Annotated in this window: 26 protein-coding genes; 20 read left to right on the top strand and 6 right to left on the bottom strand. The window is 46.4% G+C overall.

Annotated elements, in window-relative coordinates:
• Positions 1–188 precede the first annotated feature (188 nt).
• Positions 189–362, top strand: coding sequence for a hypothetical protein (locus ACZ5R2_RS23115; RefSeq protein ID WP_464900548.1), 174 nt, complete (start codon positions 189–191; stop codon positions 360–362).
• Here ACZ5R2_RS23115 and ACZ5R2_RS23110 read toward each other — a convergent pair.
• Entirely contained in the window at positions 338–565 is a 228-nt protein-coding gene (locus ACZ5R2_RS23110) for a hypothetical protein (RefSeq protein WP_464900547.1), read from the bottom strand. The two genes, ACZ5R2_RS23115 and ACZ5R2_RS23110, sit on opposite strands and share 25 nt — an antisense overlap.
• Positions 566–885: 320 nt before the next feature.
• Between ACZ5R2_RS23110 and ACZ5R2_RS23105 the strand changes: the two genes are divergently transcribed.
• Positions 886–1,080: a hypothetical protein gene (locus ACZ5R2_RS23105; protein ID WP_464900546.1), complete on the top strand. Its 195-nt coding sequence runs from the start codon at positions 886–888 to the stop codon at positions 1,078–1,080.
• Between the two features lie 760 nt (positions 1,081–1,840).
• On the opposite strand, the gene ACZ5R2_RS23100 is transcribed toward ACZ5R2_RS23105, so the two are convergent.
• Positions 1,841–2,980, bottom strand: a complete 1,140-nt coding sequence (locus tag ACZ5R2_RS23100; protein ID WP_464900545.1) for a hypothetical protein — start codon at positions 2,978–2,980, stop codon at positions 1,841–1,843.
• A gap of 606 nt (positions 2,981–3,586) precedes the next feature.
• Here ACZ5R2_RS23100 and ACZ5R2_RS23095 point away from each other — a divergent pair.
• The 3 genes from ACZ5R2_RS23095 (at position 3,587) to ACZ5R2_RS23085 (ending at position 4,965) form a co-directional block, all read left to right on the top strand.
• A complete protein-coding gene (locus ACZ5R2_RS23095) occupies positions 3,587–4,135 on the top strand; it encodes a hypothetical protein (RefSeq protein ID WP_464900544.1) in 549 nt (182 codons plus the stop codon).
• Between the two features lie 6 nt (positions 4,136–4,141).
• A complete protein-coding gene (locus tag ACZ5R2_RS23090) occupies positions 4,142–4,393 on the top strand; it encodes a hypothetical protein (protein WP_464900543.1) in 252 nt (83 codons plus the stop codon).
• A gap of 308 nt (positions 4,394–4,701) precedes the next feature.
• Positions 4,702–4,965: a hypothetical protein gene (locus ACZ5R2_RS23085; RefSeq protein WP_464900542.1), complete on the top strand. Its 264-nt coding sequence runs from the start codon at positions 4,702–4,704 to the stop codon at positions 4,963–4,965.
• A 115-nt stretch (positions 4,966–5,080) separates the two neighbouring features.
• Here the strand turns inward: ACZ5R2_RS23085 and ACZ5R2_RS23080 are convergent, their stop codons facing one another.
• Positions 5,081–5,284, bottom strand: coding sequence for a hypothetical protein (locus ACZ5R2_RS23080; protein ID WP_464900541.1), 204 nt, complete (start codon positions 5,282–5,284; stop codon positions 5,081–5,083).
• A gap of 266 nt (positions 5,285–5,550) precedes the next feature.
• On the opposite strand from ACZ5R2_RS23080, the gene ACZ5R2_RS23075 reads away from it, so the two are divergent.
• On the top strand, positions 5,551–6,216 hold the full coding sequence (locus tag ACZ5R2_RS23075) for a site-specific integrase (RefSeq protein ID WP_464900540.1): 666 nt from the start codon (positions 5,551–5,553) through the stop codon (positions 6,214–6,216).
• 55 nt (positions 6,217–6,271) lie between these two features.
• On the opposite strand, the gene ACZ5R2_RS23070 is transcribed toward ACZ5R2_RS23075, so the two are convergent.
• On the bottom strand, positions 6,272–6,400 hold the full coding sequence (locus ACZ5R2_RS23070; RefSeq protein WP_464900539.1) for a hypothetical protein: 129 nt from the start codon (positions 6,398–6,400) through the stop codon (positions 6,272–6,274).
• Between the two features lie 293 nt (positions 6,401–6,693).
• On the opposite strand from ACZ5R2_RS23070, the gene gmtY reads away from it, so the two are divergent.
• The 10 genes from gmtY (at position 6,694) to copI (ending at position 21,704) form a co-directional block, all read left to right on the top strand.
• Positions 6,694–8,151, top strand: a complete 1,458-nt coding sequence (gmtY, locus tag ACZ5R2_RS23065) for a gamma-mobile-trio recombinase GmtY (protein WP_464900538.1) — start codon at positions 6,694–6,696, stop codon at positions 8,149–8,151.
• On the top strand, positions 8,151–10,835 hold the full coding sequence (gene gmtZ / locus ACZ5R2_RS23060) for a gamma-mobile-trio integrase GmtZ (RefSeq protein WP_464900537.1): 2,685 nt from the start codon (positions 8,151–8,153) through the stop codon (positions 10,833–10,835). Before gmtY ends, gmtZ begins: the two co-directional genes overlap by 1 nt.
• The gene (gene gmtX / locus ACZ5R2_RS23055) at positions 10,835–11,512 is read left to right on the top strand and encodes a gamma-mobile-trio protein GmtX (RefSeq protein WP_464900536.1); all 678 of its coding nucleotides are present in this window, start codon (positions 10,835–10,837) and stop codon (positions 11,510–11,512) included. The genes gmtZ and gmtX overlap by 1 nt, the downstream gene beginning before the upstream one ends.
• Entirely contained in the window at positions 11,512–11,949 is a 438-nt protein-coding gene (locus tag ACZ5R2_RS23050; protein WP_464900535.1) for a VPA1267 family protein, read from the top strand. Before gmtX ends, ACZ5R2_RS23050 begins: the two co-directional genes overlap by 1 nt.
• Positions 11,946–14,111: an AAA family ATPase gene (locus tag ACZ5R2_RS23045; RefSeq protein ID WP_464900534.1), complete on the top strand. Its 2,166-nt coding sequence runs from the start codon at positions 11,946–11,948 to the stop codon at positions 14,109–14,111. Before ACZ5R2_RS23050 ends, ACZ5R2_RS23045 begins: the two co-directional genes overlap by 4 nt.
• A gap of 229 nt (positions 14,112–14,340) precedes the next feature.
• The gene (locus tag ACZ5R2_RS23040) at positions 14,341–14,730 is read left to right on the top strand and encodes a hypothetical protein (protein ID WP_464900533.1); all 390 of its coding nucleotides are present in this window, start codon (positions 14,341–14,343) and stop codon (positions 14,728–14,730) included.
• A 150-nt stretch (positions 14,731–14,880) separates the two neighbouring features.
• Positions 14,881–16,227 carry a TolC family protein gene (locus tag ACZ5R2_RS23035; RefSeq protein ID WP_464902405.1) on the top strand — a complete coding sequence of 449 codons (1,347 nt, stop codon included), beginning with the start codon at positions 14,881–14,883 and terminating at the stop codon, positions 16,225–16,227.
• 15 nt (positions 16,228–16,242) lie between these two features.
• Complete coding sequence (locus tag ACZ5R2_RS23030; RefSeq protein WP_464900532.1) at positions 16,243–17,955, top strand: efflux RND transporter periplasmic adaptor subunit; 1,713 nt, start codon at positions 16,243–16,245, stop codon at positions 17,953–17,955.
• Complete coding sequence (locus ACZ5R2_RS23025) at positions 17,952–21,089, top strand: efflux RND transporter permease subunit (RefSeq protein ID WP_464900531.1); 3,138 nt, start codon at positions 17,952–17,954, stop codon at positions 21,087–21,089. Before ACZ5R2_RS23030 ends, ACZ5R2_RS23025 begins: the two co-directional genes overlap by 4 nt.
• Before the next feature lie 63 nt (positions 21,090–21,152).
• Positions 21,153–21,704: a copper-resistant cuproprotein CopI gene (gene copI / locus ACZ5R2_RS23020; RefSeq protein ID WP_464900530.1), complete on the top strand. Its 552-nt coding sequence runs from the start codon at positions 21,153–21,155 to the stop codon at positions 21,702–21,704.
• A gap of 423 nt (positions 21,705–22,127) precedes the next feature.
• Here the strand turns inward: copI and ACZ5R2_RS23015 are convergent, their stop codons facing one another.
• Both ACZ5R2_RS23015 and ACZ5R2_RS23010 read right to left on the bottom strand, forming a co-directional pair.
• Positions 22,128–22,427: a hypothetical protein gene (locus ACZ5R2_RS23015; RefSeq protein WP_464900529.1), complete on the bottom strand. Its 300-nt coding sequence runs from the start codon at positions 22,425–22,427 to the stop codon at positions 22,128–22,130.
• Complete coding sequence (locus ACZ5R2_RS23010) at positions 22,424–22,678, bottom strand: DUF6471 domain-containing protein (RefSeq protein ID WP_464900528.1); 255 nt, start codon at positions 22,676–22,678, stop codon at positions 22,424–22,426. Before ACZ5R2_RS23010 ends, ACZ5R2_RS23015 begins: the two co-directional genes overlap by 4 nt.
• A 351-nt stretch (positions 22,679–23,029) precedes the next feature.
• Here ACZ5R2_RS23010 and ACZ5R2_RS23005 point away from each other — a divergent pair, with 351 nt between their 5' ends.
• The 4 genes from ACZ5R2_RS23005 to ACZ5R2_RS22990 all read left to right on the top strand — a co-directional run bounded on the left by ACZ5R2_RS23005 (position 23,030) and on the right by ACZ5R2_RS22990 (position 25,134).
• Positions 23,030–23,293 carry a hypothetical protein gene (locus ACZ5R2_RS23005; RefSeq protein WP_464900527.1) on the top strand — a complete coding sequence of 88 codons (264 nt, stop codon included), beginning with the start codon at positions 23,030–23,032 and terminating at the stop codon, positions 23,291–23,293.
• Between the two features lie 20 nt (positions 23,294–23,313).
• On the top strand, positions 23,314–23,571 hold the full coding sequence (locus tag ACZ5R2_RS23000) for a hypothetical protein (protein ID WP_464900526.1): 258 nt from the start codon (positions 23,314–23,316) through the stop codon (positions 23,569–23,571).
• 520 nt (positions 23,572–24,091) lie between these two features.
• Positions 24,092–24,310, top strand: a complete 219-nt coding sequence (locus tag ACZ5R2_RS22995; protein WP_464900525.1) for a hypothetical protein — start codon at positions 24,092–24,094, stop codon at positions 24,308–24,310.
• 14 nt (positions 24,311–24,324) lie between these two features.
• On the top strand, positions 24,325–25,134 hold the full coding sequence (locus tag ACZ5R2_RS22990; RefSeq protein WP_464900524.1) for a hypothetical protein: 810 nt from the start codon (positions 24,325–24,327) through the stop codon (positions 25,132–25,134).
• Positions 25,135–25,157 lie beyond the last annotated feature (23 nt).

Below are 25,157 nucleotides of genomic sequence, written 5' to 3'. Positions count from 1 at the left end.
GAAAACTGTAGCTCGAGCGCCAATCGCTTCGTCGTCTGCAGGTAGCGCAGCACTACTATGCCTTATCATCCCGGCGCTACTTTGGTGGTTATGCGGCTGAGTTTATATCTCATGCTAGTGGGGCCAGCAAACTCATCCAGAATGCAAAGGTGGTGATTATCGTGGTCTTGATAGTGGGAACGGACAAGATGACGATATGGGCCCGCCTAACTGCTGGTGGCTCACAATCCCCTACCGGTTGCCCATACTGCACCTGTGTCAACGGCGATCATGGTTACGGCAGATACCACCGGAATGCCGGGCCGCCAGAAGCCACCGTGTCGGGGGACGGCGGTGATCACATTGCCTGGCAGTGGCGTTGAAGTGTGGCCTGATGGTCAGATCTTAATAAGGGAACTGTGGGAATGGTGACTTTCCCACCAATTACACTGATCTGTATTGGTCGATTTCCATTTAACCAGGAGACAGCTTCGATTGGATCATAATCTCCGCCCAACAATATGGCCATCTCACCGGCATCGAGTAGTTCCGCCATTTCTTCTGCAGTTAATAGTGTGCTTTTCATCGCTGATCCGTTTGAAACATTTAGCCACAGTATAGGTCACCAACGTGGCAACGAGTTCGCCCTTATTTGTCGAGAGCAGATTCCGTTAGTATTCCGTCGCCGCGCCAGACGACGGGGACGGTGAGTGTTTTTATTCCATGTTAGACTGTTCTTGATATACTCCACTAGCAAAAAGATCAGGTTTACTACTAGTCACCAACTCTGTCATTTAAGCGGTTAGCGAGCATGGATCGTTCCTAATCGAAGGTGATGGTGGTAATGACTTTCCGGTGGCCACGCTTGTGTACCGCGGCGAGATGACATGTAGATGGGAGCGAGATTTGTCTCTTGCTGACGATGGGCTAGCACTGAGACAGGAGCCAGAGTCTGAAAGCGATCGCCAGTTTAGTGAATATCTAGCCGAGCACTATTTGCCACACTTTGACAATGATGCTGACCTAGCCATCACTCGATCTTGCGTTGGAGAACAAGAAGAGCAGCTCATCTTGTACATGAAACGGCTCGTTCTAAAGTAAGTTATCTGTTCATAATATGCATTGGTTTACTCGGAGTGTGAACTAGAGCGAGTAATTCAATGCATATCCCAGACCATGATTTGGTATTGGATTTGCAAACACCCTCAAGATAACCTCAGCGTTTTCGAATTATACCCATGATCACTCGAACTGTTGGTTTTGATAGGCGGCGCTGCGCCCAACCAAACTACATTTAAAGATAAAATGCCGTGCACGAGGCAACTCATAACGACTGGAGCCGCTCTATACAAAGGAAATGAACAAACTGCTTAGTAATATACATTCACTAACTCGATCTACAGAAAAATGAGCTAACAACGCTTCGTAATATACCTGCCCTGACTCGACTTGCAGTCAATTTGCTCAACAACACGTCGTAACATACATCCCACAACTCGACCTACAGGCAAATCACAAAAAACTGATCGTATACAGTCAATTGTGAGTGGCTTAGGTTTCCGGGTATTTGGGCCATGCTGCCTCTTGGTAACGTCACGGCTAATGCATTCGCATCACATTCTTTCGGCAATAACTCAGTTTCGGATAGTACATAGGATCTCTCGACCTTTAACGATAACCAACGAAATGATCGAGACAGGGAAATGTAAATTTAGATTAGTTTCAGTAAGTTAATAGATCTCGACAGGTAGGAATTCTTGCGACTTGAAACACTGGAAATATAGATTTGATTACTCGGTCCCACGATGCTGATCATCCCTATCACTGCAAAGTAGCAAGTAGATAAAAAGAAAAGGTGTTATCAGGTTCGATCACCGATGATACGTGTGTAACGCGCCAACCTTTCTCTATCGGGTTTTGGGAGGATACGGCCGACAGCGTTTAAGCGTTTTTCAAAATCGAGCAGGATTGCTATATTTTTTTGCGCCCATTTACCCTCAGCATCACTACCCACTAGAACTCGCGGTCTTGGAACTAACTTACGCTTCACTTCACTCAGTGGGATTTGGGCTATCTCAGTTGCCGCCTTGAGTGAGAAAAACACATTCAAGCGAGTGAATTTTTGACCTTGTTTGGACCGTTTATCTTTATCATGGAGCACATGAAATTCAGTCATTTTGGTTAGCTCGTCAGATAGCTTGAAATTTCGGCTGTAGTCGGCGATACCCTTATAATCGGTACCAGACAGGGCATTACACTGCTGTAGGTCCATCTGTAGTACCCAACCATCATTGATTGCATGCTGAGAGGTCGCAATCATTTTTAGCAAGGTGTAGAGCTTAGATCCAGCCTTGGACAAGCCTCGTGTAGTCTTGGTTTCAATACGGGTGAACATCCTCTGCAGAAATAGCATATGCAAGGCGAGTTTCTCATGCAGGACAAACGTAGCTGAACTGCATTGCCAAACGGCTTCTTCACGCTTATCGCTGCTGTCTCGCTTGATGAGCTTTTCCGTGATGTTGCGAACTGTTTCGCCATCATCCGTTGTCTTACCTATCAGCTGGGTGTGAAAAGTAATATCAGACACAGGGCGACTGAGCCTAATATCAGCTGAACGATGCTTTTGATCAAAATTAATGTTAGCCAAGGTTTCATCGAAGAGCGTTAACGCATCAAGTGTGAACGTGCGATAACCGTTAGAAGGCGTTAGGCCAAATTTTTTAATGTAATCCGCAGCATTAACCCTAACCGTCCTGTAATGCTCAGGTATTGATACCCTACCATCAGACAGATCTTTAAGAAAATCTTCATTTGAAATGAGTTCGGATGGGTAAACATCAAGTTGTTGAGTTATAACCTCAAATACTCGCCACGATGTCGGACTCATCTGCATTAGGCTAGAAATTACATCGTTAGACAACCGGAAGTGTGAGTGACGCTCTTTATCAAAATTGGTCTTGAATGGGCGCAGGGTTAATGCACTAAGAGATAAATTGTCCATATTTATGATTCAGGTTGGTTGATTGCATTCGTAATATACATAAGTTACTCGGAGTTCCGAAGATAGGCAACGTGATACATGGCATTGCTCGGAGTTTAGCCTCGGATCATACATAGAATCACTCGGGCAAGTTTGATCGATTCTTCGAATGATACATGCGATCTCTTCGTAATATACCTATGATAACTTCGGGTTCTGCATAGTGAAACTTCGTAATATTCATAAAGCTACTCGCCCATGAGTAAGATTATTAATAAAAAACAGTAAGTTAGAATTAAAAACCTACTTCTATAAAGGAAAGGGAAAGGTAAGAGATCAATTAAACTCTGTATATAAGATCAAAGATAAGATCCATGTAAGATCCATGGCGGTGCCATATTTTGATTTAATGGTTGGTGGAGGGTTGTAGTCAGTACACTACGATGTGCTCAACACATGTACCAAGCCGTAGAACTGGATGAAGATGCATGAAACAGCCTGCCGAGCAATTCAGGCTTTACCCAAAACGTACCAGTCTCGCGAATCCTGAAGGGTGATATCACCAGCATGATCGGGTTTGAGGGGTTTCTGATTGGCAAGGTGAAAAGGCCAAGCTAAGCTCCACAAATGGAAGTGGTCCTCGTTGGCGACTACCTCGACGCAACCGCAGAGACAGTTCGCATAAATACCAAGGTACAGTGCGCTGACCGCAAAGCACTCGAAGAACTCAAAAAGATCCGAGCTGCGAACCTCGAACTGATTAGCAGCCTGCAAGACTCTATCGACACCATTGTAAGCCATCGCGGGACGTACCAAGGTCTACAGGCGACCGACTGTGGCTCTCAGGAAAATCGCGAGCGTATGCTTTATATCAGCTTAGCCAAGCCACTGGCCAGCAAGCTCAAGGTAGGCCCTATCGATAACGACTTACTCCCATACACCCACCCGCAAAATCTCGGTCACTATCTTGATGATAACGTGGACCTCGGTCGTTGGCGCAAGATGTATCAGCACCGTCAAGAACACGAAGAGAAAACAGGCTGGCTTTACCGGTGGTTTACCGCTGAGAATACCCAAATACCCTGCCTAGGCGCTGGTTACAATAAAGACCGATCCGAATGCGCTAAGTTGCAAGCGGCAGACTGGACAGCCGAGCGACCCACCTACCGATTGTAAACAGAATTGGAGCACGCTCGCATCAAGGGCATTCCGCTTCAGTGCATCGATAGCACAACTGGCAAAGCTGCTGGTCACCGACTGCTTGGCAACATTGTGCACGTTCCTACTTTCACGGCCATGGCCGGGTGGCTGTTGCGCCAGCTCAATTCCGTGGCCACCCCAAAGGCCGCTCAAGCCAAACCAACAGCCAGTCCGACTGTAACATCAGCAAAAACCCCCAAGGCTGGCGAACAGATAGAGATGCTTGCAGCTTAGCCATACATTAGGCGCTCTGAACGTTTAGTGAGAAGTCCTGGCGGTGCGCCTAAAGTCGCCACCAGGACATTGGCAATCAGAACCCATCGGATTCCGTTAGCTTAGCGTCGACCCTCCAGACGACGGAAACGGGTGAACTGACGACAATGACACCATGTATTATCAGGTGTATTTGTTACATATAAGCGCGCAAATATTGACCATGTTTGATCTCTGTCCAATCCCCAATGACAGGTCATTAGAATCTCCTTTAAAAGAGGAAAATCGCCTGTAAGATGTCTCTGTTACTGAATATTAAGGAGACCATTATGGGCATCAGTGAAGAAATAAGTTGTGAAATCTGTGGGAAGCTTGTGGCACTCAATGACACCGAGATCATCGATGACGACAAGCACGCTTGTGGTGAGTGTACAGAGGCCGCAAAAAGTTGCACTTCGTGCCCTGGTAAGTTTTCAGTAGTCGATGAAGACGGTCGTTGTGAGACATGCGCTGACAATGTTTCAACCAACCTTTCAGAGACACGACTTGAGCAGTATGATCGCTTTCAAGAAGAAGCCCCTGAGCATTTTTGATTGCGTGTATTCAGTCGAAAGAGCAGCCTAGCTGCAGGATAGGAAATCGACAAGGTCTGTGTTAGCTACCTCTTCTGTCAAAAAAAGGGTGAGATTATCCTCACCCATCCTTGAATTATTCAGCCTCGGTATAAGACCAACCATCGTCACCGTAATGCCAGACCGTGCCGTTGCTGAGCGCGTTCAATTGGGCAATCGATGCCTGACCATCAGGGATCAGCTCATCCAAATAACTGCGGGCATCGCCCCATTCTTGATCCGCCAGCGCATTCAGAATACGAGTGTCCACCACATTATTGTTAATACTTTGAGTATTCATAGTTCGTTTTCCTTTCGTTTAAGTTTCGATCATCGTGGTGTTGGCCAACGAAAACCACCCTACCGAAAATCGAAAAACCCGGCCAAATTCCGGGTCGCATATTCCTTTCGCTATTGTGATGCGCATCACATTAAGGTGGTTTCGCGCCCGCTTATCCGCCCTAGGCGCTTTCCGTGAAAGTATTTAGCTGTATGGCCTACACTAAGCAGGCAGGAAGTTAATTGCTATTGTCTGTATTTTCCCTAAATCACATAAGGACACAGACAATGAGCAAAGCCGATGCTATTAAACCAAAAACTATCAAGAGGGTTTTGCGTTCATGCCGCTTAATGCTGCACGGCCAGGGCAAAGCCTGTGCAATAGCCCTCAGTCATGCGGCTTTACGCGTTACTGAAATAGCATTGCTTGATGTGAAAACAGTTCTATCGCCGTCTGGTCAAATCCGAGAAGAAGTCCACTTACCTTCCCGCATATGCAAGAATTACCGGAGTCGCACGATCTGGCTGTCGAATCCCATAACTCGAATGATCATTCAGGAGTGGATCGAGTATCGCAAACTAAAGCGGTGGGAAGTTGTTGATAGCGACAGTTTTCAAGGTTTAGTTCCTTTGAGTAAATTCATACTGAACAATAGAGGTAGGGGCTACTCCTTGCAGCCTAAGACACGCAGATTGGACTCAGGCGAGCTGAAAACGTATTGGTGCTGTGATGCTCTAGAGCAAGCCATAAGGACTGTGTATCGTCGTTGTGGGCTGTATCAGTGCTCTTCGCACAGCGGTAGAAAATCGCTGGTCACGAACAGCGTCATATCTGGCGTTTCACTGGAACAAATGGCGCGTGTGCTTGGTCATTCTGACAGTTCTACTACAATTAAATATGTAGTCATCCAGCAAAGACGTATCCGTGAAATGAATTCAATTGATTGGCTTTAGGTCAAACAAAAAAACTCCCCGACTTGGAGAGTTTTTAAGCAAAAATCTTAAACAGCTAAGCAGGAGTAATGTGGTAGGTTTTAACCTTACCCTCTTTTTTTGCCTGCGTGTAAGCTGCCTTGATTTTCTTCATGGCTTCGACTTTAGCGGCTTTCGCTTTTGTAACTTGGGGTTTTGATCTCATAACCTAAGCCCTCGTCTCCTAACTCTGTTGTTATGGTAAAGTTTAACTCTTCTGCGTAGATCTTGGCAAGTCTGTCGTAAAAACGTCTGAGCTTATTGCTTTCAGCTACGCAAATATAAGCCTCTGCATTACTGTTTCGATAGTGAAAATCAAGCAAATCCTTAATGTTATATATAGTAACTAAAAGGGTGTATATTGTGTATTAAGGCAGAGAAATCTGCCTTTTTATTGCACAATTAACAGTACAGGTATATAGTCAATTGTGTGTACTATATGTATAAGGAAAGCATGATTTGTCATCAGTAAAAGTCAGAGCAACGATTGTTGAGGACAATACGGGCATCAAAAGCCAACTGCCTATCTTGCTAACTGAGCAAGGAGAGCTGAGTACGGTCACAGACTACCTACTCAAGCTAGAGGCGGACGGTGTGAGCAACTCCGTCATGAATGGATTTATTCAAGCGGTGTCCTTGTTGCTGGATTATATGGAAGCCAATAGAGGGTTGTTTGACGATCCGAAGTTGCTCTTTCAGACCTTTTCTAAGCGGTTGTATACAGGAACGATTGGTGAAGATGGACTTGACCCATCAGGTTTGTATTGGGTGCCCAGTTCGACCAGTAATGTCAATAAACACATTCACCGACTGACGGCATTCACCGATTGGTTGGCAAATAAGCAAGGCACTGTGCCAATGAACCCCTTGCGTGATGCCACGCCGCATGAGCAGCGTTTGAACTACGCTGCATGGTATAGAAAAAACCAAAATGATTTCCTTAGTCATATCGAAGATAAGACCGTCAATAAAACTATCCGCAAGGCACGAACCATTAAAGGTCGTACACCGCTCACCAAAGCCGAAGATGATGCTATCGCCTTTCCTGGAAAGCATTGGGAAGATTTTTATATGAACGGCATTGGTGGTGCAAGTGACCCACGAGTGGCTCTCAGGGACAAATTAATACTCCTGCTCATGCACGGTGGCGGGTTACGCGAAAGTGAAGCTTTAACCCTTTGGGTGACAGATGTGTTTGAAGATCCCTATAACCCAGATAGCGCAATCGTTCGAATTTACAATGAAGTCGATGGCAAAGCGCCAAGTGACCCTGAAGTACGTTCTAAAAATCAGAATAGAGAGTCGTACTTAAAAGAAAAGTATGCGCGTATCCCTCGCCAACGCATGAAAGGCACCGCACATCTCGGTTGGAAGAACCGTGTGGTTGACCATAAAGACAACTACATACAGGTTCAGTGGTTTCCCACCGACTATGGCAAAGTGTTTATGTCACTGTGGAAAAACTATCAAAAGTACCGCGCCAGCATCGACTGTCACCATCCTTATGCGTTTATTTCTTTTCATCACAGTGCCTTCGGCAACCCTTACACCATCAACGCTTTCCATGACAACTACGCCAATGGTTTGAAGCGCATAGGTTTAGAACCAAACAAGGCAGAAGGTAAAGACCCTCACGGGCATCGTCATAATTACGGTAGACGACTAGAGGATTCAGGACTGACCCCTTTGGTGATTCGTAAATGCTTGCACCACAAATCCCTAGACTCACAAACTGTTTACACAGGCAAAGGTCAGCAGGAAATCTCTGAGGAACTGACCCAAGCAACGTTGCAACTGGCAAACCCTGAATCCAAAGTCAAAGCACTCGACTGGAAAGCTCTGGTTGAACATGGTTTTGACGACATCGACCCGCAGGGCTACTTCACAGGCAAACATCCAAAATTGAGAGGTAAGTAATGAATAAAAAAGGCAAAAAGTACGACGGACGCTTATCGGATTTAACTTTCTCTTGGATGTTGACCACACTTGGTGCTGAGTGGCAACAATGGCAAGAGTTAGCAGCGGAGTGGATGGCAGAACAAACCACCGCGATTACCGCTAAACAAACCGCTACGGCTCGATTCTTCGAATCCTATCTTGCTGAATATGCCCCCTATGCCATCGGCAATATAGATACGTTTTTTAAGGGCTACCAAGGGCACAAATGCTCTAGTGAAGAGTTGGAAGCACTGGTTAGAGAAACACAAAATACCGAACGTGCAATCCAGTCGGGAGTGAACATCCCTTGTGACTTCATCGACTTTGTTATCAAGAAAGTGTTCTCCGAAGAAAATGACAATGGCAACCTTGTGCCACTGGTTCAAAACCCGCTGAGCAAAATCAAACGTCAGGATAGTGTGACTGAAACCGTTCGCAATCCCTTGCCATATCGCTACATTCAGGACTTACGTCAAATCCTTTGTCCGTTGCCTGACAAAACTGAACTGGCCGTCATTGAGCAAAACCTCAAGGACGATGAAACCTTGCTGCCTTCCTATCACTACCGCCATTTCAAACACTGGACTTGGGCGCAGAAGCAGACAGGGCAAGGACAAACGCACGGCGGTGATTGGTTTGATGTCGAGCCAGAGTTGATTGATAAAACCGACCCCGACTGTGTGTGGCGCAGCAAAGAGGTATTACGCAAACCCAAGGGAGGCAAAACAGCAGTGCCTACCGTTATCCACCAAATTTGGTCGCCCGTCAAAGCGATGGTGATTTTCATGAAACTCCACCTGCCACTGCGTACCTATCAGGTGCGTATGCTAGACAGCGGAGAAGCGGATACTTGGCGATACGAAAAGGGTCAGTGGGTAGCAAACACCAAACATGATTTTGCACTTGGTAGCGAAAAACGCCCCTTCGGAAAAGGCATCTTCCGCCGCATTCACGACACCATGACAGGGTTGAATTCAACAGGTCTATACATCAACACCAACAAGACCGCTGACCAGAACAAAGACGAACTAGAACGTGGCTACATCATCCCTTGGCAAAATGAAGAAGCTCTGTACTGGCTGGAAAAACTGCGTAACTGGCAAGAAAAATACAACCCAATTGCAAAACCCACTGACTGCACCACGCTGCTCAAAAAGCACACTAACGCTAAGAAATCGAACAAACAGCTAGAAAGTATGGGCGAAATTGCTTTTCTGTTTCGTAATGCATCAGCAAAAGGTGAGGATAAACATAAGCCAATTCAAGATGCCAGTAGACTCAAAGCATTCTGGTATCAACTTCTCCTTGAGTTAGAAAACCAACTCGCAGAACGTGGTAATACCCTAGATAACGGTGAACGATTAAAATTAGTAGTGGATTACCCTGAGGGGACACAAGAAGGTGCTAAGTTAGCTACACTCTTTCCCTTGCACAGTTTGCGTGTCTCACTCATCACGGCGTATACGATGGATACGCAATTGCCATTGCCTGTGATTTCTAAATTACTGGCGGGACATACGCGCCTGTTGATGACCATCTACTACAACAAAATCACCCCGTCCGTGATGGCAGAAAAAATGCGTGAAGCCGAAGCTCAACTGGAAGCGAAATCCCCTCAATCAACACGCAACTTCCTCAAAGATGCCTCAATGGAGCAAATTCAATGCAAGATGGTGTATCACAATGATGACAGCATTCAGGCGGCACTGGTTAACCGTAATCCGATTGGTTGGGAAGAGCGCTCTTGTGGGATGTGCTTGGTCGGGGGTAACACCGTGAAATCGGATGAAGTCAGTACCCTTGGTGGTTGCTGGAACGGTGGCGAGTTGATTAGAGATGCACAAATCGCTGCCAACCGCATTTACGACAGCGTGCCTCATGGCTCTGAAAACTGCCCTCGCTGCCGCTGGTTTATTACTGAAGCACGATACCTGCCTGCGCTCAATGCCCACTTCAATCAACTGAGTTATAAAGCACATCAAGCGGCCAATCTCTCTGTGGAAATTGAGGGTGAGTTAGAAGCCCTCAAAGACGAACAATTCTTTTGTGAAGAACTGGGAAAGCCGTTCATCAAACACGATGAACTGCAAGCCTTGCAGCGTCGCTATGAAAAACAGCAAGTTGAAGCTGATGAATACACTAAAGATTGGATAGTGTGTTTTGAGCTGATTCAGAAAATCATTCGTGTCGAAGAAGCCAGAAATGAGGATGACACCAAAGATAAACTGATTGCGGTTGGCTCTGAGCAAGATGTCAGCCATGCCTTGAAGTTTATCGAAACCGACTCTGAATTACTGCATCTATCGCTGCTTTGTGATGATGCTGAGTTCTACCCTGATTTACAGGACGAACTGCGCAAAACCCCTGCTATTCAAAAGCGCTCGATGCAACTCAGTCGAGTGCTGATGAAAAAAGGCTTTGAGCCGATTTTCATGGAAATGGACGACAAGCAACAACTCATCGCCGCCAATGCCATGCTGCGCCAAATGGCAAAAATCGCCGACCCTGACGATAAACTTGAAGGCTACCGCAAGGTGGCAAACTACATCGAAGCGGGTGAATACCTGACTGATAACAAGCTGTTCTCTGAGGGTATTCATGCGCTGACTGATAAAGCCATTAATCTTGATGGTATCGCATTACCGAACTTATTGGAGGACTAATGGAACTTGATATTGATGTCATTCTAGCTGACTTAAAAGAAGGCAAAGTGCCTCGCACGCAGCAAAACCTCGATAAGCTTAACGACACACTGAAAGCGTATGCGGAATCAGGTCAGCGTGACTTCTCCATTACACAAATTGGACGGGTATCTGCCGAAAATGGCGGATTGGCGTATGAGGCTTTGCGTGCTACTCGTAACAAGCACTACCGAACGCTCATCGAAGCATGGGCGACAAAGTACAATACCAATACCAAAAAACCACTATCCAACACCTCACGGTCTAAATCCATCCCTGCGGATAATAAACTGTTAGAGCGCATCCCAGACCCTGCGGTACGCGCCTTGTTTGGTCAAATCATTGCCGAGCGTAACCGCTACCGCAAAGAGGTGAATTTGCTCAAGCAACACGCCAATATCACCATCGACAAGCGCCCTGTACGCCAGTTTGATACCACCGCAGAGCCAAGCGTGGAAGCGCTGCCATCCCTCTCAGGGGTACTCACCGAATCAGAGAAAAGAGCCTTAGCGTATGCCGTTTCTGATGAATGCATGGAAAAAAATGACTGGCAAACTACTCAGGCGGGGCAAGTCAAAGACATGGAATACAACAGCGAAGTGTTCCCTAGGGGATTTGTCACAGGGCTTCGTAAGCTATTGGGTGAGGTAGATGACTAATGGCAAGTGGGCAGCAGAAAGCGCAACAAAACCTTGAGGCATTTGAGGTCTGGAAAACCACACAGACGGACGATGACTTTAAGCAAATCGTGTTCAGAGGCCAGCTTAATCGCATCGAAGTGGCAAAGGGTATCGGTTGTGGCAAATCAGCTTTAAACCAAAATCCTGCTCTCAAGAAAGCACTCAAAACCTTAGAAGATGAACTGCGCGGTAAAGGTGTCCTGCCACCGTTGACCGATGCTGCCAAGAAGAATGCGGACAAGCCCAAAGCCTACGACAACACAGCGAATCGCAAGCTGCTCGATTCAAAGCGGGTGTCGTCATTAGAAGCTGAGAACATAGAATTGAAAGCCAAGGTCAAAGAGCTTGAAAAGCGACTTGATCGCTTTGGTGAGCTATCTGAAACCTTATCCGAAATGGGGTTGATGCCACGATGAATACCGCTTTGCATGAAGACCAAATGCGTGTCACCAGTATCCCTTATCGCTCGACCAAGTTGGTGATCTTCAGCGGTGTACCGCTGGCGAAAGACTCATACAAAACCAATAGTGGGAAGTATTACGTCACCATCAAAGCCGACCCCGATAGCATCCCTGTGCTTCCAACGCTAGGTCAGCATTGGTCTGTCAAAGGTGCTCGCCAGATAGAAGATATGGAGATGAGTGATTATGTGATGCAGCAGCACACTTATGAATCCCCCAAGCATATTGAATGCACTTTACCCGAAACAGGTGAGCAACTGATACGCTTTATCGCCAGAGAAAGTGACTTCAAGGGTATTGGCGAAAGCAAAGCTAGGGCGCTCTGGCAGCTCTTGGGTAAAGACTTCCATGCAACACTAAAAAATGACACCCCAGAGGCCAGAGAGCGTCTGACATCGATTCTGAGTGAAGATTCAGTGGAAGCGCTCTTTAAGGGGTACGCCAAATATAAAAATCTGGCACATTGCAACTGGATGAGCGAACACAACATCCCCGCCAGTGTGCAGCAGCGACTGCTCAAGCATCACGGTGAAGCCTCTATAGCGGTAATTAAGGATAATCCTTATGCTTTGATGGGCTTTGGTCTTTCGTTCAGTGCTATTGAAGATATTATCCAGGTAACGGATTTTAAGAGCGATGTTGCGAAGGATGACCCAAGCAGGCTCAGCGCTGCTCTGGAAATGGCGATTCGCAAGGAAATTAAAAAAGGTCACACCTATACCACTCATGCCAATGTGCGGCCTTACCTCAATAAACTATTGAAAGACAAGACGCTAGTCACTCAGGCGTTCCAATCAGGTCATGAGAAAGCTCAGTATATTTTAAATCCCAACACAGGAGCTTACCATCCAACGGCGCAACTTCTGATGGAAAGTGTCGTTGCCAAACGGCTAAATACACTGATTAAGCGAAATGACTTGTTTGATGAAAACGCCAATGCTGCGTATTGCTCTGCGGCTGCGGAGCTTCCCTACGAATTAACTCCTAAGCAAATCGAAGCCGTCACAACGTGTCTGGATAATTCGGTAAGCTGTATTACGGGCGGTGCAGGAACAGGCAAGACAACGGTACTCAGAACGGCTCTCAGGGCATATCATCAACTTGGATTTGAAATACACGCCGTTGCGCTCAGCGGTCGTGCTGCAATGAGACTTCATGAGTCCATCGGTTTTGTTACCTCAACCATTGCCAAATTGCTGCGTGAAGACCCCATAGAACCGAGTGTCGAGAAAACAAATCACCTACTGGTGATTGATGAGGCAAGCATGATTGACTTGCCAACCATGTATCGTCTTGTGAATCACATTCACCCCTCTGTGCGATTGATATTCACTGGCGACCCCGACCAACTTCCACCAATCGGCTGCGGCAAGGTGTTGGCAGACATCGTTGAAGCAAAAACGGTGGCTAATACGATGCTAGATATCGTCAAGAGACAAGAAGGCTCAACAGGTATCCCCGAATACTCAAAGCTCATTAATCAAGGTGTGGTGCCTGACCAATTAAGTACAGGTGCAATACACTTTCACGAAACCAGTAAAACAGACATTGCCAAAGTCTGTTGCGAGCTTTACCGACAGAGTCCCGAAAACAGTCGCGTCATGGCTCCAACCAAGGCACTCGTATCAGAAATAAATAAACTCACCCAACAAGCCGTTAACCCAGATAGCACTAGCCTTGAGTTCGAAATCAATGGTGATAAGTTCTTTTTGCCACTTCGCATGAATGATGCGGTGTTATTCACGCAGAATCATTACGATAAAGGCATTCAGAACGGCTCACTTGGTATGCTAACCAACGCCAAACCTTCTGGTGATAGTTACGGTGAAGTGACGCTAGATACAGGTGAAAAGGTCGAGATAACACAATCTGTTCTCGACTGCATGGAGTTGGGTTACGCAATCACCCTACATAAAGCTCAAGGGTCACAGTTTCCACGCATCATCATCGCTCTGCAAAACGGAAGAATAGTAGATAGAGCATGGCTCTATACGGCAATCACGAGAGCTGAAAGTGAAATCCATATCGTTGGTAGTAGTGATGACATGAAGCAGATCACCGAGGCACCTAGTCACTCTCATAAGCGGAATAGCTATCTGAAAGAGCTACTGGGTTAGCAGTTTCAAACTCGTTTTTGCCCCATTTCTTTTTAGAGCTCTATTAGTCCGCATACTGAGCTATCTATTTTGGGCTAATTTTTCTAATGCTAAGTTTTCTCACCTAGTACTGTTGTGTATTAGCGTTGAAACCATCTAAGCTTATGTTTGAAGGTATTTAGTGTGAAACCCTTGACCTTACCCTAGGGGCAGGGTTTATATTAAAAACCGAATCGACATCGGACATGTTATGAAGAATCAATGGCAGACAATTTGGGTTACCCTTATCAGCATTTTTGCAATGCTGATGTCTGCGTATGCGTCGAGTTCTCCAGAGATGACATTCCACCTGATGGAGACGTCACACTCGGTGACAGAGCAGCAAGAATTGACCGATTGTCACTCGATGAGTTCAGGCATGCATCATTCCACAGAGCAAGCTAGTGATGTTGATGAGCACTGTAACTCAGGTAGTGGTGTCCATATGTGTTGCACCGCAGCGTGCAGCAGTGTGCATTTCCCTTTAACGCCAACCAGTGAACTTGCCTCAACAGAGTCCTCGCTGGCTCCTTACACACATCTCACCATAGGCCAAAAAGTCGTGCGTCAACAGACGCTGTTACGGCCACCTTCAGCATAATTTCTCCTATCAAAAATTTGTTGAGCTCGAAAGAGTTCGCTTAACAATATTTGACGCTCCAAGAAAGGCAAGAAACTGACCTGCGTGTTCCTTTTCGCTCCGTTCTTGTAGTGTTTCCAAAAGGAATAAATTGTGAAAAATCAATTAGCAATGGGTGTGATAGCCATTAGTGTATTCACCCCTTATGCGGCTATCGCGAATGATTCGAACGTGGCCCCTATGTCCGCGAAAGAGCAAGCGGATGCGAAAGCTCAGTTAGATATACTTGTTCAACTGGCGTTAGATAACGACCATGGACGAAAGCAATACTTCGCCCAATCTCAAGCAATGAGAGAGACAGGTGTCGCGCAATCCACCCTGATGGATCCAAAACTCAAAGTAGGTTTTGGGGGCCTTCCAGTCGACAGTTTTAAGTTTGACGATGACCCAATGACCAACATCTCAGTCGGTTTGATGCAACAGTTCGAGCGTGGGTCGACGCTAGACCTAAGACAAAAACAAGCCAATCAAAAAGCGGATGGTATTGGGCTACAGGTAAATAGTCGCGAGCTAGATGTTACTCAGAGCATGTCCCAGCTTTGGCTCGAGCTCGGTTATCAGCAATATGCCGAACAAACCCTCAAAGCCAATCGATCATTGTTGGTTGAGCTAGAGCAATTCATACAAACCAATTACGGCTTAGGCAAAAGCGAAGCACAAGACGTGCTCAATGCGCAGCTGAAAATCAGTCAGTTGGATGAAAAGCTTCAAGGTAATGCACAGATGCAAAGGCGTCTACTATCTCAACTTTCCGAGTGGTTGGGAGATGATTGGGTGACTCAAAACAAAGAGCTAAAAGCGAGTAATCAGTTGACTTGGCCGATGCTCGATAGTTATCTCGCCGATCACATTGACTCTCATCAGCACTATCAGAAACTTAACCAACATCCAGTGGTGAAAATGGTTGATGCCAGCATTGCTGCTACAGAGACTCAAGTCGAGTTGGCAGAGCAGGCCTACACTCCCCAGTTTGGTGTAGAGGTGATGTACGCCTATCGTCAAGCCGACAATATGTCAGGCCCAGCTTCAGACCTAGTGAGTGCTTATCTCACAATGGATATCCCACTGTTTACCGATAATCGTCAAGACCGAGAACTGTCAGCGGCCCAATACCAAGTCGGTGCAGCCCGCTCGCAAAAAGATGTGGTGTTGGCACAACTGAATGCTCGAGTTAATGCGCTAATTGTTGATCGTGTGAATTTAGAGCAGCGACTAGAGCGATACCAATCAACGCTATTAAATCAGTCCCAAGCGAGAACTCAGGCCGTTGAGCGCGGTTATCAGAACAATACCGCACAATACAGTGACGTGATTCAAGCATCGATGGATGAACTGACTTTGCAGCTTGAATATCAACGACTCACTACTGATTTAAGCGTCGTTAATAGCTCGCTGGCTGCTTTATTAGGTGGCTTTGAATACCAAGTAGCATCACCACAACTAAAAGTTGAAGAGTAAAAAGGCAAAAAGAAAATGAATAAAACTCATCAAATTGCACTTCTAGCCCTAGTTATTGGCGGCGCTCTTGGCTATTCCGCAAGTCATTGGTTCTCAATGTCTGGACACGATATGTCGGACATGAGCAAGCCGGCTCAAGAAAGTAACGAACCTCTTTATTGGGTTGCGCCAATGGACCCTAACTATCAACGCGATCAGCCAGGCAAATCGCCAATGGGGATGGACCTGATTCCGGTGTACGCAGAAGATCTAGCAGGCGGCAATGATAAACCCGGTACAGTCACCATTGACCCAGCGGTGGAGAACAATCTGGGTGTGAAAACGGCATTGGTACAAAAAGAGGCATTGTCTCCAAGAATAGAGACCGTAGGTTATGTCGCCTTCGATGAGAGTCTGCTTTGGCAAACCAATGTGCGGGTTGCAGGTTGGGTTGAAAAGCTCAATGTGAATGCGGTGGGCGATCATGTTAAACGAGGCGACACGCTGTTTACCCTCTATTCTCCTGAGTTAGTCAAAGCGCAAGAAGAGCTCCTCAACGCTTATCGCAGTGGGCGTAAAGGACTAGTCCAAGGCGCGTCAGAGCGCTTAATGACGTTAGGCGTTGATAAAGGCCAGATTGATAGCATCAAACGTCGTGGACGTGTGGTGCAAAATATTGCGGTCAAAGCCCCGGCCGATGGCGTGATAGCGAGTTTAAATGTTCGCGAGGGTGGTTATCTTTCACCTGCGCAAGCAGCGATCAGTGCAGGGCCTTTGGCAGAGGTATGGGTGGATGCTGAAGTCTTTGAACGTCAGTCTCACTGGATTGAATCCGGTAGTCTCGCGACCATGACACTTGATGCGATTCCGGGCAAGGAGTGGCAGGGGGAAGTCGATTATGTCTACCCGATATTAGACCCGAAAACTCGTACGCTTCGAGTTCGACTTAAATTTGATAACCCGATGGGTGAGCTTAAACCCAACATGTTCGCCAACATCGCTTTGCGGCCACAAACATCAGAGCAGGTGTTGACGATTCCACGCTCATCGGTGATTCGTTCTGGTGGAATGACACGAGTCGTGTTGTCAGAGGGAGAAGGCAAGTATCGCTCTGCTCGCATTGAGGTGGGCCGTGAAGCGGGCGAGCGTATTGAGGTAACGCAAGGGTTATCGCTAGAGGACAAAGTCGTCACATCAGCACACTTTATGCTTGATTCAGAGTCATCTCAAAGTGCAGACCTTGAACGCATCAATGGTGTAGAGGCGCCCGCAGAGACGGTTTGGGCTAAAGGAGAGATCACTGACGTCATGCCAGGTCATGCCATGTTAACGATTAACCACCAACCTGTTCCGGAGTGGGATTGGCCGGGAATGGTGATGAACTTTAATCTGGCAGAGGATGTGACTTCAGACGGGCTTGAGTCAGGGCAAGCGATAGAGTTTGAGATGAAAAAAACACCAGATGGCATGTATGAAATTGTTGAACTGAAAGTGGATCAAACGCCTGTCATCAACCAAGTATGGGTACGTGGAGACATTACGATGCTGATGGCAGATTTTGGCATGATTACTCTGTCTCACGATGCTGTTGATTTTTGGGGCTGGCCGGCTGGAGAAATGAACTTTACCGCTGACTCAAGTGTTGACCTTGCAGGTTACGCTGAAGCACAAAGCGTCGAATTTTTGGTAGAGAAGCAAGGCTCAGATTATGTGTTGAAAGCTCTTAAGAAAGGTGAGGGTGAACAATGATTGGTGCCATTATTCGTTGGTCTATCCGCAACCGTTTTTTGGTCATGCTTGCCACATTATGCTTGGTCCTCGGTGGGCTCTACAGCGTTAAGAATACCCCGGTTGACGCCATACCAGACCTGTCAGATGTACAGGTGATCATTAAGACCAGCTATCCAGGGCAAGCGCCGCAGGTCGTGGAAGACCAGGTGACTTATCCCCTTACCACAGCAATGTTGGCAGTGCCGGGTGCTGAAACGGTACGAGGCTTCTCGTTCTTTGGTGATTCGTACGTGTACATCATTTTCAATGATGATACAGATATGTATTGGGCACGCTCACGCGTATTAGAGTATTTGAGTCAAGTAGCACCTAACCTTCCGCCGAGTGCGAAGCCAACGTTGGGGCCTGATGCGACGGGTGTCGGCTGGGTCTTTAACTACATCTTGCAAGATACAACCGGACAGCACGACTTAGCTGAACTAAGAAGTATTCAAGACTGGTTCTTGAAGTATGAGCTACAAACCGTTGATGGCGTATCGGAAGTCGCCACTGTGGGAGGGATGGTTAAGCAATACCAAGTTCAAATTGACCCAGCTAAGTTACGTGCATACGACCTAACGCTACAACAAGTCAATATGGCGATCAAAAATGGCAACCAGGAGACAGGTGCATCGGTGATTGAAAATGCCGAAGCCGAGCATATGGTTCGTACAACGGGTTACCTAACTGGCGTTGAAGATATCCAATCACTGCCATTGAAAGTCACCGAAAATGGTACGCCACTACTATTAGGTGATATTGCGGACATCAACTTGGGGCCACAAATGCGTCGAGGCATCTCCGAATTTAATGGAGAAGGTGAGGCCGTTGGTGGGGTTGTCGTGATGCGTTTTGGAGAAAACGCAAGCGAAGTGATCGAGAAGGTGAAAAACAAACTGGAAGATCTACAGAGAAGCTTGCCAGAGGGCGTGGAGATTGTCACAACCTATGACCGTTCAACGCTAATCGATGCTGCAGTCGAAAACTTATGGAAGAAACTGGCTGAAGAGTTCATCGTGGTCGCGATCGTGTGTGCTCTGTTCCTATTTCATATTCGCTCTTCCTTAGTAATTGCGTTGAGCCTGCCCGTTGGAATCTTATCGGCCTTTATCGTCATGCACTGGCAAGGTATCAATGCCAACATCATGTCATTAGGGGGGATCGCCATCGCGATTGGTGCGATGGTGGATGGGGCCATTGTAATGATTGAGAACGTGCACAAGCATATTGAGCGCACACCTCTCAATGATAACAACCGTTGGCAAGTCATTACCAAAGCGGCAGAAGAGGTGGGCGCGCCCTTGTTCTTTTCACTGCTTATCATTACGTTAAGTTTTGTGCCTGTGTTTGCGCTAGAAGGTCAAGAGGGCAAGATGTTCTCTCCACTGGCGTTTACCAAAACTTATGCGATGGCCGCCGCTGCGGGTCTTGCAATTACGCTCGTTCCGGTTCTGATGGGCTATTTCATTCGAGGTAATGTATTACCGGAACATAAAAACCCCGTTAATCGAGGCTTAATCTCCCTGTACAAGCCTATGCTTAACGCAAGCTTGAAATATCCGAAAACCATTATTGTGTTGGCACTTGCCCTGATGACCTCTGCCTACTACCCAGCATCTAAGTTAGGTAGTGAGTTTATCCCTCCTTTAGATGAGGGAGACTTGATGTACATGCCAACCACCTACCCAGGTGTCTCTATCGGTAAAGCGAGAGAGCTTTTACAGCAAACGAATAAGCTGATTAAGACTGTACCGGAAGTTGAGACCGTTTGGGGGAAAGTGGGTCGTGCTGAGACCGCGACTGACCCTGCGCCGCTGACGATGATTGAAACAGTCATTCAATTAAAACCGCGCGAAGAGTGGCGTGAAGGTGTGACAACCGACTCGCTACGTAGAGAGTTTGATCGCCTGATCCAGTTCCCTGGTTTAACTAACGCATGGGTCATGCCGATTAAAACGCGTATTGATATGCTGGCGACTGGGATAAAAACACCGATAGGTATCAAAATTGCTGGCCCTGCTCTAGAGGTCATTGAAGGTATCGGGGCACAACTTGAGCCACTACTCAATACTATAGAAGGTACCGCTTCGGTGTATGCAGAGCGAGTCGCTGGTGGGCGTTATGTGACGATTGATATTAATCGACGTGCTGCGGCTCGCTACGGCCTCAACATCAGCGATGTGCAGCAGGTCATCTCTACCGCAATTGGCGGTATGAATGTGGGTGAGACCATTGAAGGCTTAGAACGTTACCCAATCAATGTTCGCTACCCTCAAAGCTACCGTGATTCGGTGACTAAGCTGCAGAACTTACCTCTGGTTACCCCGAATGGCGCGCGTATCGCCTTGGCGGATGTGGCCGATGTTCGCTACGAAGATGGCCCGCCGATGATCAAGACTGAAAATGCGCGCCCGAATGGTTGGGTGTTTGTGGATATCGATGGTCGTGACTTGGGCTCATATGTAGAAGAAGCGCAGCGCTTGGTGGCTGAAGAGTTGGCCCTACCCGCAGGTTATTCCCTTAACTGGTCTGGTCAATATGAATATATGGAGCGAGCAAAAGAGCGCTTGAGTATCGTGGTTCCAATCACAATCGCGATCATTATGCTGCTGCTTTACTTTAGCTTCCGAAGAGTCGGCGAGGTGATGATCATCATGCTTACACTTCCTCTCGCAATGGTTGGCGGGCTGTGGTTAATGCATCACCTTAACTACAACTTCTCTATTGCCGTCGGGGTTGGCTTCATAGCGCTCGCAGGGGTAGCGGTTGAAATCGGGGTTATCATGTTGGTCTACCTTAATCAAGCATGGCATTACAAAAAGCTCGAGGCTTCAGAGAAGGGCAAGTCGCTAAACCAGCAATCACTCATTGAAGCAATCCGCGAAGGCGCGGGCTTACGTGTGAGGCCCGTAATGATGACAGTACTCACCGTGATCATCGGTCTCATTCCAATCATGTATGGCGAGGGCACCGGTTCAGAAGTAATGCAGCGAATTGCTGCCCCCATGATCGGAGGAATGGCGTCAGCGCTAGTGCTAACACTGGTAGTGATTCCAGCGATTTTTAAACTTTGGAAACAGCGTGAAATCACGCAATCTTCAAACGCAGATTAACTTAAATTCGCGACAGTCACTGTTGATGACTGTCGCTACACAACAAGCAAAAAGGACATAATTATGAAAACGACTCTAATCGCACTCGCTCTAACTGTTGTGGCTGGAAGCGCAATGGCAAGCTCGGAACATATGGATCACAGCAAGATGGACCACTCAAACATGGACCATTCCGCTATGAATCATGCGGAAATGGACCACAGTAAAATGGATCACTCGAATATGAGCATGGAGGGTATGTCTGCTGTGGGAATGCCCGCGGCAGGAGCCAAGCCAGACAAAGTGGTGCATGTTGTGCTAAGTGACGATATGACGATGGAGTTTAAGCGCGATGTGAAAATTGAGCCTAACGATGTGGTTCAGTTTGTTGTAATGAACACGGGCAAAATGAACCATGAGTTTGTGATTGGCTCGCCAAAAGAACAGCTTGAACACCGCGAAATGATGAAGACTATGTCAGGCGACCACATGCATGATAGTGGAAACTCTGTCACTGTTGAGCCCGGTAAAGCGAAGCAAATTCTGTGGCATTTCCACGGTGAAAAAGAGGTTGAGTTTGCCTGTAATATCCCTGGTCATGCCGAGGCGGGAATGCTCAAAAAAATTGAGCTTTAGGTTGGGAGTTAAAGCATAGTTTCTCTATATCAAACGTGTAAAGTTGTTCACGACATAGACAATTGTTGAGGACAGCTTTACCCAAGAAAAACTAATTCCTAACTCTTTAATTAAGTAGTTACCGTAACTCATTTATGTCCAAAAACGTGTTTCAGCGGATGGTCAAGAAAAATCATAAATGCCTAGCGAGTAGTGAGCTGTGCGAGCGTCAGGAGTGGCTTTATTATTTTACTTTACCATCATTCCCTTAAATACCCTTTTGGCTGGGTGATGGTCTTCACGCAGTGAGACCATCGCCTTGCTAAGCCTTCAGGGATAAAAAAGCGTACACACCATTATACATAGTATGTACACTTCATAGATCCAAAAGAAGCATTGACAGTAAAGGGTTGTCACTCACTCACACGCAAATAGACATATTTTTTACTGTATACTCCCTAAGGTATGGCCTAACTCTCTCATTCCAGTCACCGAAATGGAATCGCTTGGGCGTTCGAAGAAATGTTCTGATTCAAAGTTGTCTTTCAAATCGAACTTCACTTCGTAGCTGTCTGGACGGTACTCAATGCCAAGCTCGACAGCTTTTTCGTGAATAATCTCCTCAGTGCGCGATGCATCAACTCTGTTAAATACCATTACATATTCGTGACTTTCAATTGTGAACTCAATGAGTTGGCACGAAATCTCGCCAAAGTCAAAATCCTGTAGAGTCCAATTGCTCAAGATCCCGCTCCATCATCGTTCTGACGTATCACTTTCATTAGATCCCAGTACCAAGTCGTTCTGTGATTTCCGTTACTAATTGCATTACGAAGTCCTTGCGCAGTAATAGGTCTTCCCCTCTCGGTCAGTCGTGCTGCCACTTCAATAGCATTTAACCCATGAGCTGCCATCTCTGATTTAATTTTTCGCTTTATCTCTTCATTGGCCTCTTCATTAAGCTGCTTTTCCTTATCTGAAATTTGCTTCCCCAAACATCACCCCATTGAATTATTCAAATAATCTAAAGGGATTATAATTCTTATAGGTAACACTTGCAATATAATCTATATGGGTTATATTAATAATCAGGTTAAGCAAACGAAGACGTAAACAAGGAGGTTTCTATGTCAAATAGAGATGGTAAAGGAGCGAAGAAACGCAAAGGCCAAAAGGTTTCTCATTCAAAGCGCGGTGACGTTTGTCCTCGATGCCGCGAAAACAGGCTGAAAGCAATGTACCCATCGTGTCCACCTAAGCCTCACATGAAAGACTATGCATTTTGTGAGAATCCACGATGTCGTTTTAGCAATTTCTAATCAGCAACCAAAAACACGGAAAGAATCATGGAAACAATGACAAAAACTTACGCATCAGAGTCGGAAATCATCAGCCAACTTGAAGAAGCTGGCGCAGCCTGGTTTGACGGCGGGTATACCGACGACATCGAAATTAAAGACTCAGTGGTACTATTTTACTTCCAAGGTGCGTGCTATTCCGTCAGAAGAGATTGGCTGCAGTTTGCAAAGCATGGTGCTGAAGAAGGTGTGTACACGAACATTGAGTGCCAAACACTCGGTAAAAAAGTAGAAATTCATATCGTTGGATAAATCAGGACGGAAACACAGTCATGGAACTTTTAATCTCACTTTGCGACCTAGAGCTTCAACTGATGGTGGAAGAGGCAAAAGAGCGCTGCAACTCAGGCTACGTGCGTAATGATGGACTAGATGAAATGGCTATGGAAATTGGCTCTACCTTGGGTAGTGAAAATATTCGCTTATCCACAACGACACACTGTGTCTTGAGCCATATAGAGACACTAAGCCAACATGTTTACGATGCGTTCGTGTACGCATATAACGGCTCTTTGAGAGCCAACCACTAGCGATAACGGAAAGAAACAAGGAAAAATCATGAAACTAAGTTGGGTGAATAAGTGGAATAATTTGATGGAGATCGTAGCCCCTTCATCAGTTTTTGTATGGAGTGCGCTGTGTCTGATTTTTCAATCTCATGCTAAACCAATTACTTCGCTTTATTTGTTGTTGTTTTTAGTTACGTGGGTAGTAACAGATTTCATAAATACAAACGCAAATGGGGCGTGATTAGCAGCGTTATTCGATGATCTCCCACTGGTGGGGCATCCGATAAACCGACCACCACAAACAGAACGGAAAGAATCATAAGAAGATGGAGCCCAACTATGGCGTTACTTACAAAATTCGAAACCTCGCAAGTCCTTAAGTTTGCTTATAACGATAAGCAAATAGCTATCCAAAACATGAAGCGCTCCATTAGCCTTTACTGGAGTGTTCGCAACAAATCGGCAATTGCTCGTAGTCGGCTAAAGTCTGCAATCGCTGTAATTCGCAATTTATCGAACTAAGAAAGACAGGGAAAATGGAATGGAATTAAGTCAGATTTTTGCAGTAACTATTTTGATTAGTGATGAGTTCGAGGACACGTACCATGTACATCGGCCCGATGGTACCCCACCAACTTATGAGGACCTTGCTGATCGCGTTTTGCCTGTTATCCGCTCGCGAGTACATCCAGCATCAGACTTTGAAATCATCAACGTGATTGATGTGCAAAGCAGTCTAAATCACTTCAACAACATGTAACGGAAAGGTGAGCTATGCCAAAGATTAAGACCCACCATTTTAAAGTCAGCAATAAAGCTGGACAAGAGATTGAGTTCGATTCAGACGTGACGGTCGATAATAACGGTGTGTTCGCGGTTGTTATTCCTAACCTTTACCAGATTGACATTGAAGCTAACCTTCAAGAAGGTTGCGTGTTGCGCCGCCCTAGAAAGTATTTGCGCGTAGAAAGTAAGTCTTTGGACGATGCAGTCGAAAGCGTTTATGAAGGGCTAAAAAGCCTTCTTAATACCGAGGAGACACACGAGCTGGTGATCCGCTACAAGTACGTTACGCAGTGCCACTACGCCAAGCATGTTGAAAATGGCAAACTGTACTCCAACTGCGGCTTGGGCATGGCAGAGAACGGACAAACAAGCGATTTTGGTGGTCGTATTGTAAATTGGGTAGAAAATGGAGCTGAGCGCAATGTAACGCCCCGCCACTCGCCCGAACCTTACACTATCAGCATCCAAGCGCAGGTCTTGCGTAAAACAACGTATACAAGCAAGAGTCACCAGCGAGCGGAGTACTTCCATGCATATCAATCTTATGACGGTTCAATGCATGGTGAAAAGCCCGAGCTTGGGGAGTTCGGAACGAAGCTTAATGGATTTAACAAAACCAATCTATCTCAGCGCGATGAAGAAATTCCCTACACAGAGGATGCGGCTAAATTCTTTCACGACGCCATGCTCGCGATCTGCGGCATCAGTGACAAGCTGTCCACGTTCTTTGCTGACAAAGAGAATGTGATCCATGCGATTGAGAACCAGGCGACGATGTTGCCGTTTCATCAAGAGTAAAAATGGCTCAACAAGCAATGCAA

This window comes from Vibrio sabulosilitoris (assembly GCF_055391395.1).
This window is presented reverse-complemented; position numbering and strand designations above follow the sequence as displayed.

What these genes read in the sequence shown, in the direction of transcription:
- ACZ5R2_RS23080 (WP_464900541.1), bottom strand. Translation starts at nt 5,284, where the DNA reads ATGAATACTCAAAGTATTAACAATAATGTGGTGGACACTCGTATTCTG.
- gmtX (WP_464900536.1), top strand. Translation starts at nt 10,835, where the DNA reads ATGGAACTTGATATTGATGTCATTCTAGCTGACTTAAAAGAAGGCAAA.
- ACZ5R2_RS23095 (WP_464900544.1), top strand. Translation starts at nt 3,587, where the DNA reads ATGGAAGTGGTCCTCGTTGGCGACTACCTCGACGCAACCGCAGAGACA.
- ACZ5R2_RS23115 (WP_464900548.1), top strand. Translation starts at nt 189, where the DNA reads ATGACGATATGGGCCCGCCTAACTGCTGGTGGCTCACAATCCCCTACC.
- ACZ5R2_RS23040 (WP_464900533.1), top strand. Translation starts at nt 14,341, where the DNA reads ATGAAGAATCAATGGCAGACAATTTGGGTTACCCTTATCAGCATTTTT.
- ACZ5R2_RS22990 (WP_464900524.1), top strand. Translation starts at nt 24,325, where the DNA reads ATGCCAAAGATTAAGACCCACCATTTTAAAGTCAGCAATAAAGCTGGA.
- copI (WP_464900530.1), top strand. Translation starts at nt 21,153, where the DNA reads ATGAAAACGACTCTAATCGCACTCGCTCTAACTGTTGTGGCTGGAAGC.
- ACZ5R2_RS23000 (WP_464900526.1), top strand. Translation starts at nt 23,314, where the DNA reads ATGGAACTTTTAATCTCACTTTGCGACCTAGAGCTTCAACTGATGGTG.
- ACZ5R2_RS22995 (WP_464900525.1), top strand. Translation starts at nt 24,092, where the DNA reads ATGGAATTAAGTCAGATTTTTGCAGTAACTATTTTGATTAGTGATGAG.
- ACZ5R2_RS23025 (WP_464900531.1), top strand. Translation starts at nt 17,952, where the DNA reads ATGATTGGTGCCATTATTCGTTGGTCTATCCGCAACCGTTTTTTGGTC.
- ACZ5R2_RS23110 (WP_464900547.1), bottom strand. Translation starts at nt 565, where the DNA reads ATGAAAAGCACACTATTAACTGCAGAAGAAATGGCGGAACTACTCGAT.
- ACZ5R2_RS23100 (WP_464900545.1), bottom strand. Translation starts at nt 2,980, where the DNA reads ATGGACAATTTATCTCTTAGTGCATTAACCCTGCGCCCATTCAAGACC.
- ACZ5R2_RS23075 (WP_464900540.1), top strand. Translation starts at nt 5,551, where the DNA reads ATGAGCAAAGCCGATGCTATTAAACCAAAAACTATCAAGAGGGTTTTG.
- ACZ5R2_RS23050 (WP_464900535.1), top strand. Translation starts at nt 11,512, where the DNA reads ATGGCAAGTGGGCAGCAGAAAGCGCAACAAAACCTTGAGGCATTTGAG.
- ACZ5R2_RS23030 (WP_464900532.1), top strand. Translation starts at nt 16,243, where the DNA reads ATGAATAAAACTCATCAAATTGCACTTCTAGCCCTAGTTATTGGCGGC.
- ACZ5R2_RS23085 (WP_464900542.1), top strand. Translation starts at nt 4,702, where the DNA reads ATGGGCATCAGTGAAGAAATAAGTTGTGAAATCTGTGGGAAGCTTGTG.
- ACZ5R2_RS23005 (WP_464900527.1), top strand. Translation starts at nt 23,030, where the DNA reads ATGGAAACAATGACAAAAACTTACGCATCAGAGTCGGAAATCATCAGC.
- gmtZ (WP_464900537.1), top strand. Translation starts at nt 8,151, where the DNA reads ATGAATAAAAAAGGCAAAAAGTACGACGGACGCTTATCGGATTTAACT.
- ACZ5R2_RS23070 (WP_464900539.1), bottom strand. Translation starts at nt 6,400, where the DNA reads ATGAGATCAAAACCCCAAGTTACAAAAGCGAAAGCCGCTAAAGTCGAA.
- ACZ5R2_RS23045 (WP_464900534.1), top strand. Translation starts at nt 11,946, where the DNA reads ATGAATACCGCTTTGCATGAAGACCAAATGCGTGTCACCAGTATCCCT.
- ACZ5R2_RS23035 (WP_464902405.1), top strand. Translation starts at nt 14,881, where the DNA reads ATGGGTGTGATAGCCATTAGTGTATTCACCCCTTATGCGGCTATCGCG.